Consider the following 14,527-nt stretch of genomic DNA (forward strand, 5'->3'; position numbering starts at 1 on the left):
GTATGTTATGTAGGAAAGCCAGCGATAGCTGGTATGTGCTGCAAATCCCCATATAAATAAAACTTTTCGGACAGGCTCTTTTTAATTGTAAGCTGTTAATTATCAATCATTAATTGTTAATTGTTAATTGTTTTATTGTTTCTTCAACAGTCTTATCATAGTCAATCCCTAAACCTTCTTGTTGTGATACCAATTCACCTTTTTTGTTAAACACACTGATGATATTAGAATGCGAGAAGTCCACTGGTGATATTTGCTTGTAGTTCACAGCAAGTACTGCAGCAAACTCTCGTGTTTGTTCTTCATTAGAACGAAGGAATAGCCACTGCTCATCGTCCATTTGTCTTTCTTTGGCAAAGGCTTTTAAATGCTCTGGTGTATCCGTCTCTGGGTCTATACTCACCAAAAGGTATTTCACTTGCTTGCGCTTATCACCTGCTTGTTCATCTACGCGCTTGCGTATTTCGCGCATATCTTTAATAAGGATAGGACAAGCGGTCTTGCAAGAGGTGTAGATCATCACCACCACCAATACATTCCCTTTGAGGTCTTTAAGCTCAATGTTATCCCCATTTTGGGTAGTCCATACCGCTGGTAGGTGATATACTGATAAGTCCGAAAAACCATCAGTCGTCTTTGCAGCAGTACTATCTGCCACTGCTTTTGTATCTGTTGTAGCAGTGTTGCTATTGTGGTTATTACAATTGAGTAATAACAAACTCAGTAAAATAAAATATAGTGTCTTCATTAATAGTAATTTTTTCTAAGGTTTATCTTCATTTTATCATATTTTGCTTCTAAATCTTCTAAAAATCCCTCCAAAACATCGGCTACATCTTCATAATTCTCATAAAGGTATTTATCGTCAATTCCTTGTTCCATAATCCCTCTTATTTCTTTCAATTTAGCTCTTATATATTTATACGAGCTTGTTGTTCCATCATAGTATAGAAAATCTTGTACATATTCTCTCAATATATCATAATCCGCATTAGCCTCTACAATCATAGCTTTGATATAGATATTCACCAATGCTATAATTGTTAACTCAGCCGATTGTTTATACACCTCTACTATCACATAATTACAGATTTCGTCTATATCGTTATATGACATATTCTTTAAGTTGTTATTATCGCCTAATAACAACTCACAATCTTCTATAACATCTCTATATTTTGTTACAATATCTTTCATTATTAAAGCTACCTCTTCTGCATCTCCCAGAGATCCTCAGAATTCCTCCTATTTTCTTAAAATCTCTCCAAAAATTCTGAAACTCATTTGTCAATTATTATAGTAAGTCAGAATTGGTTTGCAAAATTTTCGTCACTACATTTTGCCAAAGTTTTAGGTTTTATCAAAATTGATTACCTGATAATCAATTACTTTTAAAGTATATTATGTAGGGGCGTTTTGCAAACGCCCCTAAAAGAAAACTTTTTTATTCACAATCTATTTTTTGTTTGAATATAATTTCGTAAATTCGTAATTGTCATTTATTCCCATTAAGACAAATAGCAATCGCTTTTGCGGCTTGTCCCCCTTCGGGGGTTTGGGGGCTATTTCGTAATTCGTAATTCGTAATTTGTATTTCGTAATTTATAAAGCACATCTAAACCCCATATTCAGCATCGTATAGTTCGCTTTGAGGCTACCTCTCAGCGCATACCGCATAAAAGCTCCATAGTTAGTGAGGTCGGAAGCATTGAGCGCACTCCCGCCACAAAAAAGAGCATCGTCTCCTTGCTTGTCTTTGCGCGAGTCCCCCGAGAGAAGCACACTGTTGAAGTCCGACACCCATTCCCATACCAAGCCGTGCATATCATATACACCCCAATAGTTCTTGGGCGTACTGCCTACTTTCTGTAGGTAGGTCTTGGGCGTTTGCATGCTCCGCACTATATACTCTTGATAATGTTTCTTCTTGCGGGCATCTATACTTTGGGCATCGGCTTGGGCTACGTACTCCCACTCGTCGGTTGTCGGTAGTCGCTTTCCTTCACACTCACAATATTTCTTGGCAGCAAACCACGAAATGTGGGTTACAGGGGCTTGTGCCTCCAGCGGACTAAATTCTAAGTCGCTCTTCCAGTGCGAAAGATAACTCTTCTGCGCAAAGATTCCCTTCACACGAGAGCGTTGCCACTCGGGGTGTTTCTCCAAAAAAGCTTTGTATTGTGCATTGGTCACTGGGTATATATATAGCTGAAAGCTCTTTACGTTTACGGGATTTGTCGCTTTATTCTCCCCTTTCACTCCATACAAAGGCACATAACTTCCTCCTTTAATCGTTACCATAGGGGTAGGAGTTTGCCCTAAGAGCCTTCCACAAAAGCATAAAGTTATTATGTTAATTAGGTATTTTTTCATCATTATCACCCAATTAACGTTTATCTCTTACTTTCTTCACTCTTTCAGGGCTTACTACGGTTTTATTGTTCTCCCAGTTGTGATATACGTAGGTGAGCACATCGGCTATTTGCTCAGGGGTAAGTGGTTGAGGAGGCATCATACTGTTGTACTGTTTGCCATTCACAGTAATCCCTCCCGTATGCCCTTTCAGTACGGTCTCTATTGCTCTGTCTACATTAGCATTCAGGTAGTCGGCTTTTGCCAAAGGCGGAAAAGCTCCTTCCAACCCCTGCCCTTGTGCCTGATGACAAGCCACACAAGTGCGCTGATACACTTTCTTCCCGTCTTCCATCTGTTGTGCCAAAGTCTTATTCCCTGACTCCTGCCCCCTATCTCCTGTCACCTGAGACTTAACCACTGACACCTGATAAGGCACTGCCTCTTGCTTGCCGTAGATAGCTGGATTTTCTCTCCCTTGCGCGATGAGTTGACCCAACGCACCTTTGTTGAAAGCACGGAAAATAGCGTGATCTACTAGCGTATATGAACCAGGCACTTCTACTTTGAATTCTACTATAGCGGCTCCTCCCGCAGGAATAACTGTCGTCTGTACATTTTCGTTTACGAGTTTGCCTCCTTCTACCTGCACTCGGTCAAAGATTTCTCCTATCACGTGGAAAGAAGAAATGAGGTTAGGACCTCCATTCCCTACAAAAAGACGTACAGTTTCACCAGCGTTTACAGTAAGGGCTTTATCGCCTGCAATAGCTCCTACTTTCCCGTTGAAAAGCACATAATCAGGCTTTTCCGCAAGGGCTTTCTCTTGGCTGAAGGCTTGCAAACCTTCAGCTCCATAAGCTCCTTCGGTATAGAAATCGCCTTGCATCACATAGTATTCCATATCTACTGGGGGCAAACCGCCTTCGGGTTCTACCAATATAAGCCCATACATCCCATTGGCGATATGCAAAGGCACGGGCGCTTGAGCACAATGATATACAAAAAGTCCCGGGTTCAAACATTTAAAGGTGAAGGTACGTTGCTGTCCTGGGGCTACTAACGACGCATCAGCACCTCCTCCTGTTCCCGTTACTGCGTGAAGGTCGATATTGTGTGCCAATTTGTTATCTGGGTGATTTTTAAGTGTAAATGATACTTCATCTCCTACACGAGCTCGAATAAAACTCCCTGGCACCGTACCGCCAAATGTCCAAAAAAGGTATTTAGTACCATCTGTCAATTCGCCTTCTTTTTCTATGATTTCAAGAGTAACACTCAGTTTTGTAGCCTTCCGATTGCCTACTGGCGCTGGTACAAAAGGTGGTGAAGTAAGTTGGGCTACCATTTCTCCCTCTACGGGAATATCAGTGGTAGAAGTATAAGTAGTTTGTTCATTACAAGCACTTAACAATAAAGAAGCACTCAATAGTAATAAATTGTATTTCATAAAATCTTTTCTCATCATTATAGTACCAAATTATATAGAACCAATTAAAATACGGGGGCAAATATAATACTTTTTTGTCTAATAATCTCTATCCTAATATAGCTTTTTAGTTCCGCCCATTACTCCCACAACTCCCACAGCTCCCATTAAAACTGCCCGTGCGGCTCCCACCACTAAAGGTCAAACACTGAAGTCCGTTTCACAAAAAACACATCCTTAATTCTCAACAAAGAAGCCAATAATAGATATACACCAAAACCAGCCCCTAAAGTAGCAAAAGTGCCATAAATAAAGAAAATACGCACATCTTTAGCGCGTACACCTAATTTCTCAGCCAATCGTGCCGATACTGCAAAGCCGTATTTCTCTAAAAAAAATCTAACCTTTGAAATCATATCTAATTATTTGTTACCCGTTGTTTGCTTGTCTTAAAAAGTAGAATTATGCCAACTCCGAAGAAGATAATCAATGAGATAGTCGCATTACGCATATTATTCGTAAATTGGTCTATGAGTCCATAAACACCCATTCCTATTACTATCCCTATTTTTTCAGTCACATCGTAAAAACTGAAGAAAGAAGTTGTATCTTTAGTATCAGGCAAATAAGCCGAATAAGTAGAGCGAGAAAGCGTTTGTATGCCTCCCATTACAAGTCCTACTAAAGTAGCAATGATGTAGAATTGTATCGGTTTATACACGTAATATGAAAGTAAGCAAATTCCTACCCATATAGCATTGAGCCCTATTAACACCCAAATATTTTCCCATTTGCGCACTGCAATAACTGTGAGTCGTGCTCCTACTATAGCTACTAATTGAATTATAAGCACACTCACTATTAGTCCTATAGTACTTTCTTCAGCACTCGCCCATTGTATTTCTTGTTCTCCAAAATAGGTAGCTACCAGCATTACGGTTTGCACTCCCATACTATATACAAAAAAAGCAATGAGATACCATTTCAATCGTGGCGAGGTAGTGAGTTGTTGCCATACTTTCCGTAATTCCTTAAATCCATTAAAAAAAATACTCTTGGTAACTTTAGCTCCATTTTTCTTATATGATGGAAGGTAGTAAAAAGGAATACTACTGAACCCTATCCACCATACTCCTACTGTGATAAACGAAATCCGCATCGTCGTGAGTGTCGTTTCGGTATCAGTAGTAGTAAAACCTATCCATTCGGGTTTCATCACCATTATCAAATTGAAAATCAATAGCAACACACTCCCCGCGTAGCCTAAACTATAACCTTTAGCACTTACTGCATCGTATTGTTCAGGCAGAGCAATATCTGGCAAATAGGAATTGTAAAACACTATACTTCCCCAAAAACCTACTACCCCACAAAAATAACAAAATAAACTAAAATAGATGTGTTCTAACGAAAACCAGTACAATCCTATACACGAAATTGCTCCAATATAGCAAAAAAAGCGCATAAATGTTTTTTTGTTGCCTAAATAGTCGGCTATACCACTCAAAATAGGCGAGAGTACCACCACCACAGCAAAAGCCAAAGCGGTTACAAAAGCGATTACCGATGTACTTTTGATTATCATCCCAAAAAGGGCTATATGGGTAAGCCCTGCAGTGCGAAATAATAGTCCGTAAAAAATAGGAAAAACAGTGGAAACGATGGTAAGTGAATATACTGAGTTCGCCCAGTCATAAAACGCCCAAGCGTTGAGTAGTTTTTTATTGCCTCTTTCTAATCTGTTCATAGTTTAGTGTTTTTTACTGCGTTTGTTACTCCATTTTTCGAGTAGATAAATCACTAAAAAACCTGCTATTGCTAATAGTACAGCAATGAATATTTGAGGTTCTGTATGGGTGACTTCTTTAAAAGTACAGGGCGATATGCTCTTCTCCCACACTGCCACAGCATTGCCTTGAGCATCTGTATCCCATTTCAAAACCTCTTTCCAAGGCCATACTTTGTTTAGCGACCCCACGATAAAACCAGTCAACCCTGCAAAAGTAAGAGTCCGATATTTAGCAAACAACCATTTCAGCGCCTTAGAAAAACTTAAAATACCCGTGATTGCTCCTACCCCAAAAACACTTATGAGTTTAAAATTCCACGAACTCAAAGCGTCTAAAACTGTGTGATAAGCTCCTAACAGCACCAATATAAAAGCTCCTGAAATCCCTGGTAATATCATCGCGCAAATAGCCAAAGCGCCACAGAAGAAAATAAATATCAAATTCTGGTTACCACCATTCACTAAGGGTGGAATAACCGTAATAAAATAAGCAACTCCCCCCGATATGAGCATCACGAGTATTGTAGCTAAATTCCAACGCTTGATTTCTTTTATCAAAAAAAGTACGCTGGCTATCATCAACCCAAAGAAAAAAGCCCATATCATTATAGGTTCATTTTCTAAAAGCCATTTCATCCCTTTGGCAAGCGATATGATGCTAACCCCTATCCCTGCCAAGAGTGCTATAAAAAAATTACCATTAATATGTTTCCAAAAAGCTACGATCCCTTTGCTGAATAAAAGCTTAAATGCTTGTAAATTGATCTTGCTAATAGACCCTACAAGCTCTTCATAAATCCCCGATATAAAGGCTATGGTACCCCCAGAAACTCCTGGTACAACATCGGCTGCTCCCATTGCCATTCCTTTGGAAGTAATAAATAAATAATCTAAAAAATTGCGTTTCATAACAATTTATAATGTCTCTTTCTAACTTAAACGGCGCAAAGATAATAATATTTTGCTAATTAATAGTCTATCAGTATTGATTTGCAAATTTTTCGTTCTATACTATCCGTGTAATTCCAGTAGCGTTTGCTGCCATAATATATATTCTTTACGTCTAACTCTCATTAAGTTAACGTCAGTTCGATATAACAGAACATTGATTTACAGCCTCGTAACAGAATATATTCACAATATAAACCACCTCAGGTGAAATTCGTGAGATAATATAAAATAAAGTTTTACACACTCCCAAATTCGTGGAAATAAAGACTTTTATGCACTCCCTATTTCTGAAAATTCGTGTAATTCGTGGGAGCTTAAAAATATTTCACTGATTGTTTAATAATTACTTACGTCGAACTCACGTTAAGTAGCTATCTTAAGTTACATTGTAAGAGGGGCTAAAAGTCTCAAAATCGTATTTACATCTACTTTACTCGTCTTAAAAAACTCTAAGATTCTCCAAAAAAAACACCTAACAGGAAACCTTACAATAAGTTAATCAATAAATTTTTCTATCCATCAAATTTGTTAATTTGCTAATTACTTCGTATCTTTGCAAAATAAAAGCATTTTCTTATGAAAACGGAACATCAATTACATATAAAATATAATGTTTTCAATAAATTAACCGACCTGCCTGAAAAAGCTCAAAACCTGATGAAACAAGCAATAACCACTCGCGAAAAGGCTTACGCCCCTTACTCTAAATTCAAAGTGGGTGCCGCTGTTTTACTTAAAAACGGACAAACTTTCGTAGGCTCCAATCAGGAAAATGCTGCCTACCCCTCAGGTCTTTGTGCCGAAAGAGTCGCTATATACCAAGCCGCTACCCAGTATCCCGATGAGGAAATCGAAATGATCGCAATCTCTGGATCTGCCCAAGACCCTACTGCCTTTCCCGTATCGCCTTGTGGAGCTTGCCGCCAGTCACTCTCCGAATACGAAACCAAACAAAAAAAACTTATCCCCGTATATTTTATGGGAGCTGAAGGCGAAATCGTTCAAACTGAATCTATTAAAGACCTCCTGCCTTTCCTTTTCGATGGTAGCCTAATGTAAACTAACAACTAAAAACTATATAACGAATGAACTCAGAAGAAATTATTACCTCTGCCAAACAAACTATTACTGAAGAAGCTCAAGCTGTTGCTAAACTAACTGATTATATCGACGACGATTTTACTAAGTCAGTACAATATATATTGCAATCCAAAGGTCGTGTAGTGATTACAGGTATAGGTAAAAGCGCTATTATTGCTAATAAAATAGTAGCTACAATGAACTCTACAGGCACCCCCGCCATCTTTATGCACGCTGCCGATGCGATCCACGGCGACTTGGGTATTATACAGCAAGATGATGTGGTAATATGTATCTCTAAAAGCGGTAACACTCCCGAAATAAAAGTGTTAGTGCCTTTGCTCAAAAGGGGTAATAATAAGCTGATAGCCATTACCTCTAATAAAAATTCTGTCTTAGCTCAACAAGCCGATAGTGTACTCTACGCTCACGTTGATAAAGAAGCTTGCCCTAATAATTTAGCCCCTACGACTAGCACCACAGCTCAATTGGTATTAGGCGATGCGTTAGCAGTTTGTCTATTGGAAATGAAACACTTTGGCAGTAGCGACTTTGCTAAATACCATCCTGGTGGTGCATTAGGAAAACGTTTATATCTAAAAGTATCCGATATCGTACCTCATAACCAAAAACCTGAGGTCTCTCCTAATACCGATATTAAAAAGGTAATTGTAGAAATATCCGAAAAAATGCTTGGAGTAACTGCCGTACTCAACAATCATCAAATAGTAGGAATAGTAACTGATGGTGATATCCGCCGAATGCTTAGTAAAACGGATAGTATCAAAGGGCTTACCGCTAAAGATATAATGAGCGCTAACCCTAAAACTATTGAAGTCGATTGTTTAGCAATTGATGCCTTACACCTAATGGAGAAAAATAAAATTACACAACTATTAGCAACTAAACAAGGTGAATATGTGGGAATTATACACCTACACAACCTTATTCAAGAAGGACTTATTTAAAATCTAAGAATATTAATTATTTAAAAATGAGAGATCTATCCAAAATGACAAACATTGAGGACTTGCGTGTCGTTTGTAAACGCAACGTCCCTAAAATGTTCTACGAGTATGTAGACACCGGCTCTTGGACTGAAGCAACCTACAAACAAAATGTTTCAGACTTCAACCCTATCAAATTCCGCCAACGTATCTTAGTGGATATGGATAACCGCACCCTCGAAAGTACACTCCTTGGCAAAAAAGTAAAATTCCCTGCAATGACGGCTCCTGTGGGCTTTATGGGAATGATGTGGGCTGACGGTGAAATTCACATGGCTAAAGCTGCCCAAAAATTCGGTATCCCTTTTACCCTATCTACTATGTCCATCTGCTCTATCGAGGATTTAGTAGAAGCTGGTGTTGAACCTTTCTGGTTTCAGCCCTATGTAATGCGCGACCGCGAGTTTATGAAAGACCTTATCCGTCGTGCTAAAGAAGCTAAATGCTCTGCCTTGATGATTACCGTCGATTTACAAGTCTTAGGTAACCGCCACCGCGATATCAAAAACGGACTTTCTACTCCTCCTAAGTTCACCATTCCTAATATGTTGAACCTTTCTACTAAAATCCCTTGGGGATTGCGCTATATCTTCGGTAATCGCCGCTGGACTTTCCGCAATATTGCTGGACACGCTAAAAACGTATCCGACCTCTCTTCGCTATCTTCTTGGACAAAAGAACAATTCGACCCTAGCCTTAGCTGGAAAGATATTGCCGAAATCAAAGAACTCTGGGGAGGCCCTATCATCTTAAAAGGAATTATGACTCCTGAAGATGCTATAGAGGCAGTAAAATACGGCGCTGATGCAATTATCGTCTCTAACCACGGTGGTCGCCAGATGGATGACACTATTTCAACTATAAAAGCCCTTCCCGATATCGTAAGTGCTGTAGGTAGCCAAACTGAAGTATGGATAGACTCTGGCTTCTATACAGGTCAAAACATGCTCAAGGCTTGGGCTTTAGGAGCTAAAGGTATTATGCTTGGTCGTGCTCCTGTATATGGGCTCGGTGCTTATGGCGAAGAAGGGGTAACCCGCGCTTTGCAGATACTCTATGACGAAATGGATACTACTATGGCTTTCGCTGGTCATCGTAACCTCCAAGATGTAGATAGCAGTATCTTAGTAGAGGGTACTTATCCTCTGCCAAGTAATCGATAATTCAAAAAAATAATGTACCTTTGCCCCCGCAATGAGTAAAAAGAAAAATATAACCATAGAAAATGTTATCGTTACCGATGCGGGGGCTAAAGGCAAAAGCATTGCTAAAGCTCCTGATGGTCGCGTTATTTTTATCAACAACGCTATCCCTGGTGATGTAGTCGATGTACAAACTACCAAAAAAAAATCGGCTTATTACGAGGGGGTCGCTACTAAATTCCACGAGTATTCTAATCGCCGTGTAACTCCCGTATGTACCCATTTTGGCTACTGTGGTGGCTGCAAATGGCAAGATATGAACTATGAAAGTCAGCTGTTCTACAAACAAAAAGAAGTCGAAAACAACTTAGTGCGTTTAGGAAAAATAACAATCCCTGAACTGATGCCTATTGTAGCTTCCGAGAATATCTATTTCTATCGAAATAAAATGGAATTCTCCTTCTCCGATATGCGCTGGCTTACCCCCGAAGAAATTCAAAATGCCAATACAATTGAACAACGCAACGGTTTAGGCTTCCATATCGCTGGCGCTTGGGATAAAATCCTCGACATCGATAAATGTTACTTACAAGAAGATCCTTCTAATGCCATACGATTGGAAATTAAGCGATTTGCTTTAGAAAATAATATACCTTTCTATAGCCCGCGTCAGCAAACAGGTGTCTTGCGTTCTATGATGATACGCATCTCTTCTACAGGCGAAATAATGTTGGTAATACAATTCTTTAGCGATAGCAAAAAAGGCTATTGGTTGTTAGACCATATCGCCCAAACGTTCCCTCAAATTACTTCTTTGCAATATTGTATCAACAGCAAAGGAAACGATGCTATCTACGACCAAGATTTAAAAGTCTATAAAGGCACCGATTGTATTTTTGAGGAAATGGAAGGTTTGCGCTTCAAAATCAATGCAAAATCTTTTTATCAAACAAACTCTAAACAAGCACACAAACTATATCAAGTAACCCGTGACTTCGCCGATTTAAAAGGAGATGAATTGGTATACGACCTCTATACTGGTACGGGTACTATCGCTCAGTTTGTAGCTAAAAAAGCTAAAAAAGTAGTAGGCGTCGAAGCTGTACCCGAAGCCATTGCCGATGCTAAAGCAAATGCTAAGGCAAACGGCATTGATAATGTGAGTTTTTATGTAGGCGATATGAAAAACATCTTTAATGATGCTTTTATCGAAGCTAATGGTACCCCCGATGTAATCATCACCGATCCTCCTCGCGATGGAATGCACAAAGACGTAGTAGCGCAAATCCTGCAAATAGCACCCTCTAAGATAGTATATGTGAGCTGTAATAGCGCTACCCAAGCCCGTGATTTAGCGCTCTTAAACGAAATGTATAAGGTGACAAAAGTACAACCCGTCGATATGTTCCCTCAAACTTATCACGTTGAAAATGTAGTACTTTTAGAAAAAAGAACTCTCTCCTAAAATCTCTAAAAGCAAATGAATATATACGATATCGAAGCTACCAAAATATTGCTCGAAAAGCAACCTAAAATAAGTATCATCCCTCACAAAAGCCCTGATGGCGATGCCATAGGTAGCTGCTTAGGGCTTTACCATTATCTCAAATTACATCATTGTGATGTAACGGTAGTTTCACCTAACGATTTTCCTGATTTTCTCAAATGGCTACCTGCTGCCGATGAAATTCTTATTTACGACAACAATCCTGAAAAAGCTACAAAGCAAATCGAAGCCTCTAAACTTATCTTTACGCTCGATTTCAACGCCCTCAAAAGAGCCGATACACTCACTCCTCTATTAGAGAACTCTAAAGCTACCTTTGTGATGATAGACCATCATCAAGCCCCCGACGACTATGCCAAAGTTACTTTCTCTAACCCTAAAGCAAGCTCTACTTGCGAAATGATTTACACCTTTATCGACGCAATGGGCAATAAAAACCAAATCGATAAAGAAATAGCAACTTGCTTGTATACAGGAATAATGACGGATACAGGTAACTTCAAATACCCCACCACCACTAGCAACACATTCAAAATTGGCGCTTTCTTAATAGAAAAAGGAGCTAACAATAGCCAAATCAATAGCAATGTGTTCGATAATAATTCTTACAACAAATTGCAATTACTTAGCACTGCTCTCAAAAATTTGGTGTATATCAAGGAGTACGATACTGCTTATATTACACTCACTTCTGAGGAATTACAAAAATGCGACCATCAAAAAGGTGATACCGAAGGTTTTGTAAACTATGGACTCACAATTAAAGATACTAAATTAGCTGTCATCTTTATCCAAGAAGGCGATTTTGTAAAAATCTCCTTGCGCTCCAAAGGCAATAACGATGTAAACTTGTTGGCTCGTAAATGTTTCAATGGCGGCGGACATATCAATGCCGCTGGTGGGCGATTCGACGGCTCTATAGACGAGGCAGTTACCTATTTCAAACAAGTATTACCCGATTTTATCCACAAAAATATGTAAAATAATACAATGAATATACTTAAAAAAATAATCATTCTAAGTGCCATTGGCATAGTTTTGGTAAGTTGTGCCGATCGGCAAGCACGCCATCCTATAACTAAAAAAACAAGTACTTTTTTAAAAGAATCAGCTATGAAAAATAAAGCTCTGTTGGCCTCCGAAGAAGCGCTAATCGATTCTATCATCAAAAAAGATACACTTCACTCTTTCGTCGACTCTCAACACGGATTTAAGTTCTACTATCTAAATCAAAATCCTGAGGCTCATTATACTGCTCAGTTTGGCGATATCGTAACTTATGATTACAGCCTCTCCGATTTGCAAGGTAACCAGCTTTATCAGGAAAAACCCGATGGTGAATACAAATATTATGTAGATAAAGAAGAAGTATTCCAAGGCTTGCGTTCTGCTTTAAAATTGTTAAAAGAAAAAGAAAGTGGCGTTTTCTATTTCCCCTCAAGTGTAGCTTATGGCTATCGCGGCGATAAAGATAAAATTTCTTTCAATCAACCTATTATAGCTAAAATCGAAGTCTTTAAGATTGAAAAAAATCAAGAAGACGTAAAACCTCGACCCGAATAAATAAACATTATTAATTAATTATTATATTATGAGACGACTCAATTTTGTAGCATTGCTCTCTGCAATGTTTGTATTTTTCAGTTGTAATTCGCAAAAAAAAGCCTACAAGGACTTAGGTGATGGCTTATTTGCTGATATCGAAACTACTCAAGGAAATATCATTGTAAAACTCAACTACAAAGAAACTCCTATAACAGTAGCTAACTTTGTTACTTTAGCCGAAGGTAAAAACTCTTTCGTAAAAGCCGAATACAAAGGAAAACCTTTCTACAACGGAACGATCTTCCACCGTGTAATCAAAGATTTTATGATCCAAGGAGGTGACCCTACAGGTACAGGTATGGGCGATCCGGGATATCGTTTTGAAGATGAATTTGTCCCTACTTTGCAACACAATAAAAAAGGAATTTTATCAATGGCCAATGCAGGGCCTGGTACAAATGGCAGTCAGTTTTTCATCACTCAAGTACCTACCCCTCACCTCAATGGTCGTCATACTGTTTTTGGTGAAACTGTTAAAGGTTTAGAAGTAATCGATGCAATAGCTAATACTAAAACTGTAGCTAACAATAAACCTGAAAAAGATATCAAAATCAATAAAATTACAATTATTGCTAATGGTAAAGACGCTAAAAACTTCAATGCTGTAAAAGTTTTTGAAAACTATTTCAAAGATATCGCTAAAAAAGAACAAGAAAAGGAAGCTAAAACCAAAGCAGCGGCTGCTAAATTCTTAGAAGAGGTAAAAACTCAAGAACCTCAAGCTAAAGCACTCCCTTCTGGAGTAAAAATATTTACTTTAGTAGAAGGTAAAGGCAAACAGCCTAACCACACTCAACAAGTAATGGTTAACTATGCTGGATATTTGGCAAATGGTACTCTCTTCGATTCTAATGTAAAAGAAATAGAAGAAACTTATGGCAAATACAATGCAATGCGTGAGCAACAAGGCGGCTACCAAGCTTTCCCTATGGAATATAGTTCTAATGCCCCTCTTATACCTGGTTTTAAGGAAGCTCTTCTAAAAATGAAAGTAGGTGACAAAGTGCGTGTATTCATCCCTGCTGCCTTAGGCTATGGCGAAAGAGGTGCCGGTAATGTTATTCCTCCTAATAGCGACCTCATTTTCGACATCGAAATCACCGACATAGCTAAATAACCCTTAACCACTAACACCTAAAAATGGTATACAAATTTAGAGTAATACTCGACGTTAAAGAAGACGTTTTTAGAGATATCGCAATCCAAGGAGAAGCTACCTTGGAAGATTTGCACAATGTAATCAACCAGTCTTTTGGATTTGCTGGCAACGAAATGGCTTCATTCTACCTTACAGATGACGATTGGAATCAAGGTGAAGAAATCACTCTTTTCGATGTATCCGAGAGTGGCGAAATACGCTTAATGGAAGAAACTACTATCGAATCAGTAGTAAGTGAAGACGAACCTAAATTGTTGTATGTGTACGACTTTATGTCAATGTGGACATTCTTCGTTGAATTGGTAGATATTGAAGAAGAAAAATCTGGTGTATCCTACCCTGCTTTGATACACGCTCACGGTTCTATCCCTGCCGAAGCCCCCGAAAAATCCTTCATCGCCGATGATTTCGATGAGTTTGAAGACGAGTTCAACGATTTCGACCTCGATGAAGACGATTATGGTAGTTTCAGTGAAGAGGAATACTATTAATTTCGCTAACATCTA

General features: G+C 38.8%; 15 protein-coding genes. 8 read left to right on the top strand and 7 right to left on the bottom strand.

Annotated features, from left to right (window positions below; translation table 11 throughout):
• Positions 1-109: 109 nt before the first annotated feature.
• The 7 genes from HMPREF9073_RS06230 to HMPREF9073_RS06260 all read right to left on the bottom strand — a co-directional run bounded on the left by HMPREF9073_RS06230 (position 110) and on the right by HMPREF9073_RS06260 (position 6,479).
• Positions 110-748: an SCO family protein gene (locus HMPREF9073_RS06230; protein ID WP_009413137.1), complete on the bottom strand. Its 639-nt coding sequence runs from the start codon at positions 746-748 to the stop codon at positions 110-112.
• The gene (locus tag HMPREF9073_RS06235) at positions 748-1,197 is read right to left on the bottom strand and encodes a hypothetical protein (protein WP_009413138.1); all 450 of its coding nucleotides are present in this window, start codon (positions 1,195-1,197) and stop codon (positions 748-750) included. The genes HMPREF9073_RS06230 and HMPREF9073_RS06235 overlap by 1 nt, the downstream gene beginning before the upstream one ends.
• Positions 1,198-1,602: 405 nt before the next feature.
• On the bottom strand, positions 1,603-2,376 hold the full coding sequence (locus tag HMPREF9073_RS06240; protein WP_009413140.1) for a formylglycine-generating enzyme family protein: 774 nt from the start codon (positions 2,374-2,376) through the stop codon (positions 1,603-1,605).
• Between the two features lie 10 nt (positions 2,377-2,386).
• Positions 2,387-3,817, bottom strand: coding sequence for a copper-containing nitrite reductase (gene nirK, locus HMPREF9073_RS06245; protein ID WP_034555542.1), 1,431 nt, complete (start codon positions 3,815-3,817; stop codon positions 2,387-2,389).
• Positions 3,818-3,975: 158 nt separating this feature from the next.
• On the bottom strand, positions 3,976-4,197 hold the full coding sequence (locus tag HMPREF9073_RS06250) for a hypothetical protein (protein WP_009413142.1): 222 nt from the start codon (positions 4,195-4,197) through the stop codon (positions 3,976-3,978).
• Positions 4,198-4,199: 2 nt separating this feature from the next.
• Positions 4,200-5,528, bottom strand: a complete 1,329-nt coding sequence (locus tag HMPREF9073_RS06255; protein WP_009413143.1) for an MFS transporter — start codon at positions 5,526-5,528, stop codon at positions 4,200-4,202.
• Positions 5,529-5,531: 3 nt separating this feature from the next.
• Complete coding sequence (locus tag HMPREF9073_RS06260) at positions 5,532-6,479, bottom strand: DUF368 domain-containing protein (protein ID WP_009413144.1); 948 nt, start codon at positions 6,477-6,479, stop codon at positions 5,532-5,534.
• A 618-nt stretch (positions 6,480-7,097) separates the two neighbouring features.
• Between HMPREF9073_RS06260 and cdd the strand changes: the two genes are divergently transcribed.
• The 8 genes from cdd to HMPREF9073_RS06300 are packed head-to-tail and all read left to right on the top strand — an operon-like array spanning position 7,098 to position 14,512.
• Entirely contained in the window at positions 7,098-7,580 is a 483-nt protein-coding gene (cdd, locus tag HMPREF9073_RS06265; protein WP_009413145.1) for a cytidine deaminase, read from the top strand.
• A 26-nt stretch (positions 7,581-7,606) separates the two neighbouring features.
• Positions 7,607-8,569 (top strand): SIS domain-containing protein, encoded by a 963-nt coding sequence (locus tag HMPREF9073_RS06270; RefSeq protein ID WP_009413146.1) that lies wholly within the window; start codon positions 7,607-7,609, stop codon positions 8,567-8,569.
• Positions 8,570-8,595: 26 nt separating this feature from the next.
• On the top strand, positions 8,596-9,771 hold the full coding sequence (locus HMPREF9073_RS06275) for an alpha-hydroxy acid oxidase (protein ID WP_009413147.1): 1,176 nt from the start codon (positions 8,596-8,598) through the stop codon (positions 9,769-9,771).
• A 31-nt stretch (positions 9,772-9,802) separates the two neighbouring features.
• Positions 9,803-11,215, top strand: a complete 1,413-nt coding sequence (gene rlmD, locus HMPREF9073_RS06280; RefSeq protein ID WP_009413148.1) for a 23S rRNA (uracil(1939)-C(5))-methyltransferase RlmD — start codon at positions 9,803-9,805, stop codon at positions 11,213-11,215.
• A gap of 15 nt (positions 11,216-11,230) precedes the next feature.
• The gene (locus tag HMPREF9073_RS06285) at positions 11,231-12,238 is read left to right on the top strand and encodes a bifunctional oligoribonuclease/PAP phosphatase NrnA (protein ID WP_009413149.1); all 1,008 of its coding nucleotides are present in this window, start codon (positions 11,231-11,233) and stop codon (positions 12,236-12,238) included.
• A gap of 9 nt (positions 12,239-12,247) precedes the next feature.
• Positions 12,248-12,820 carry a gliding motility-associated peptidyl-prolyl isomerase GldI gene (gene gldI, locus HMPREF9073_RS06290; RefSeq protein ID WP_009413150.1) on the top strand — a complete coding sequence of 191 codons (573 nt, stop codon included), beginning with the start codon at positions 12,248-12,250 and terminating at the stop codon, positions 12,818-12,820.
• Positions 12,821-12,848: 28 nt separating this feature from the next.
• Positions 12,849-13,979, top strand: a complete 1,131-nt coding sequence (locus HMPREF9073_RS06295) for a peptidylprolyl isomerase (protein ID WP_009413151.1) — start codon at positions 12,849-12,851, stop codon at positions 13,977-13,979.
• Between the two features lie 23 nt (positions 13,980-14,002).
• Positions 14,003-14,512, top strand: a complete 510-nt coding sequence (locus HMPREF9073_RS06300) for a hypothetical protein (protein WP_009413152.1) — start codon at positions 14,003-14,005, stop codon at positions 14,510-14,512.
• Positions 14,513-14,527: the final 15 nt, after the last annotated feature.

This window comes from Capnocytophaga sp. oral taxon 326 str. F0382 (assembly GCF_000318295.1).
Classification (GTDB): Bacteria; Bacteroidota; Bacteroidia; order Flavobacteriales; family Flavobacteriaceae; genus Capnocytophaga; species Capnocytophaga periodontitidis.

Excerpts from the sequence above, each read along its gene's own strand:
- HMPREF9073_RS06230 (WP_009413137.1), bottom strand. The coding sequence starts at position 748 with ATGAAGACACTATATTTTATTTTACTGAGTTTGTTATTACTCAATTGT.
- HMPREF9073_RS06235 (WP_009413138.1), bottom strand. The coding sequence starts at position 1,197 with ATGAAAGATATTGTAACAAAATATAGAGATGTTATAGAAGATTGTGAG.
- HMPREF9073_RS06240 (WP_009413140.1), bottom strand. The coding sequence starts at position 2,376 with ATGATGAAAAAATACCTAATTAACATAATAACTTTATGCTTTTGTGGA.
- nirK (WP_034555542.1), bottom strand. The coding sequence starts at position 3,817 with ATGAGAAAAGATTTTATGAAATACAATTTATTACTATTGAGTGCTTCT.
- HMPREF9073_RS06250 (WP_009413142.1), bottom strand. The coding sequence starts at position 4,197 with ATGATTTCAAAGGTTAGATTTTTTTTAGAGAAATACGGCTTTGCAGTA.
- HMPREF9073_RS06255 (WP_009413143.1), bottom strand. The coding sequence starts at position 5,528 with ATGAACAGATTAGAAAGAGGCAATAAAAAACTACTCAACGCTTGGGCG.
- HMPREF9073_RS06260 (WP_009413144.1), bottom strand. The coding sequence starts at position 6,479 with ATGAAACGCAATTTTTTAGATTATTTATTTATTACTTCCAAAGGAATG.
- cdd (WP_009413145.1), top strand. The coding sequence starts at position 7,098 with ATGAAAACGGAACATCAATTACATATAAAATATAATGTTTTCAATAAA.
- HMPREF9073_RS06270 (WP_009413146.1), top strand. The coding sequence starts at position 7,607 with ATGAACTCAGAAGAAATTATTACCTCTGCCAAACAAACTATTACTGAA.
- HMPREF9073_RS06275 (WP_009413147.1), top strand. The coding sequence starts at position 8,596 with ATGAGAGATCTATCCAAAATGACAAACATTGAGGACTTGCGTGTCGTT.
- rlmD (WP_009413148.1), top strand. The coding sequence starts at position 9,803 with ATGAGTAAAAAGAAAAATATAACCATAGAAAATGTTATCGTTACCGAT.
- HMPREF9073_RS06285 (WP_009413149.1), top strand. The coding sequence starts at position 11,231 with ATGAATATATACGATATCGAAGCTACCAAAATATTGCTCGAAAAGCAA.
- gldI (WP_009413150.1), top strand. The coding sequence starts at position 12,248 with ATGAATATACTTAAAAAAATAATCATTCTAAGTGCCATTGGCATAGTT.
- HMPREF9073_RS06295 (WP_009413151.1), top strand. The coding sequence starts at position 12,849 with ATGAGACGACTCAATTTTGTAGCATTGCTCTCTGCAATGTTTGTATTT.
- HMPREF9073_RS06300 (WP_009413152.1), top strand. The coding sequence starts at position 14,003 with ATGGTATACAAATTTAGAGTAATACTCGACGTTAAAGAAGACGTTTTT.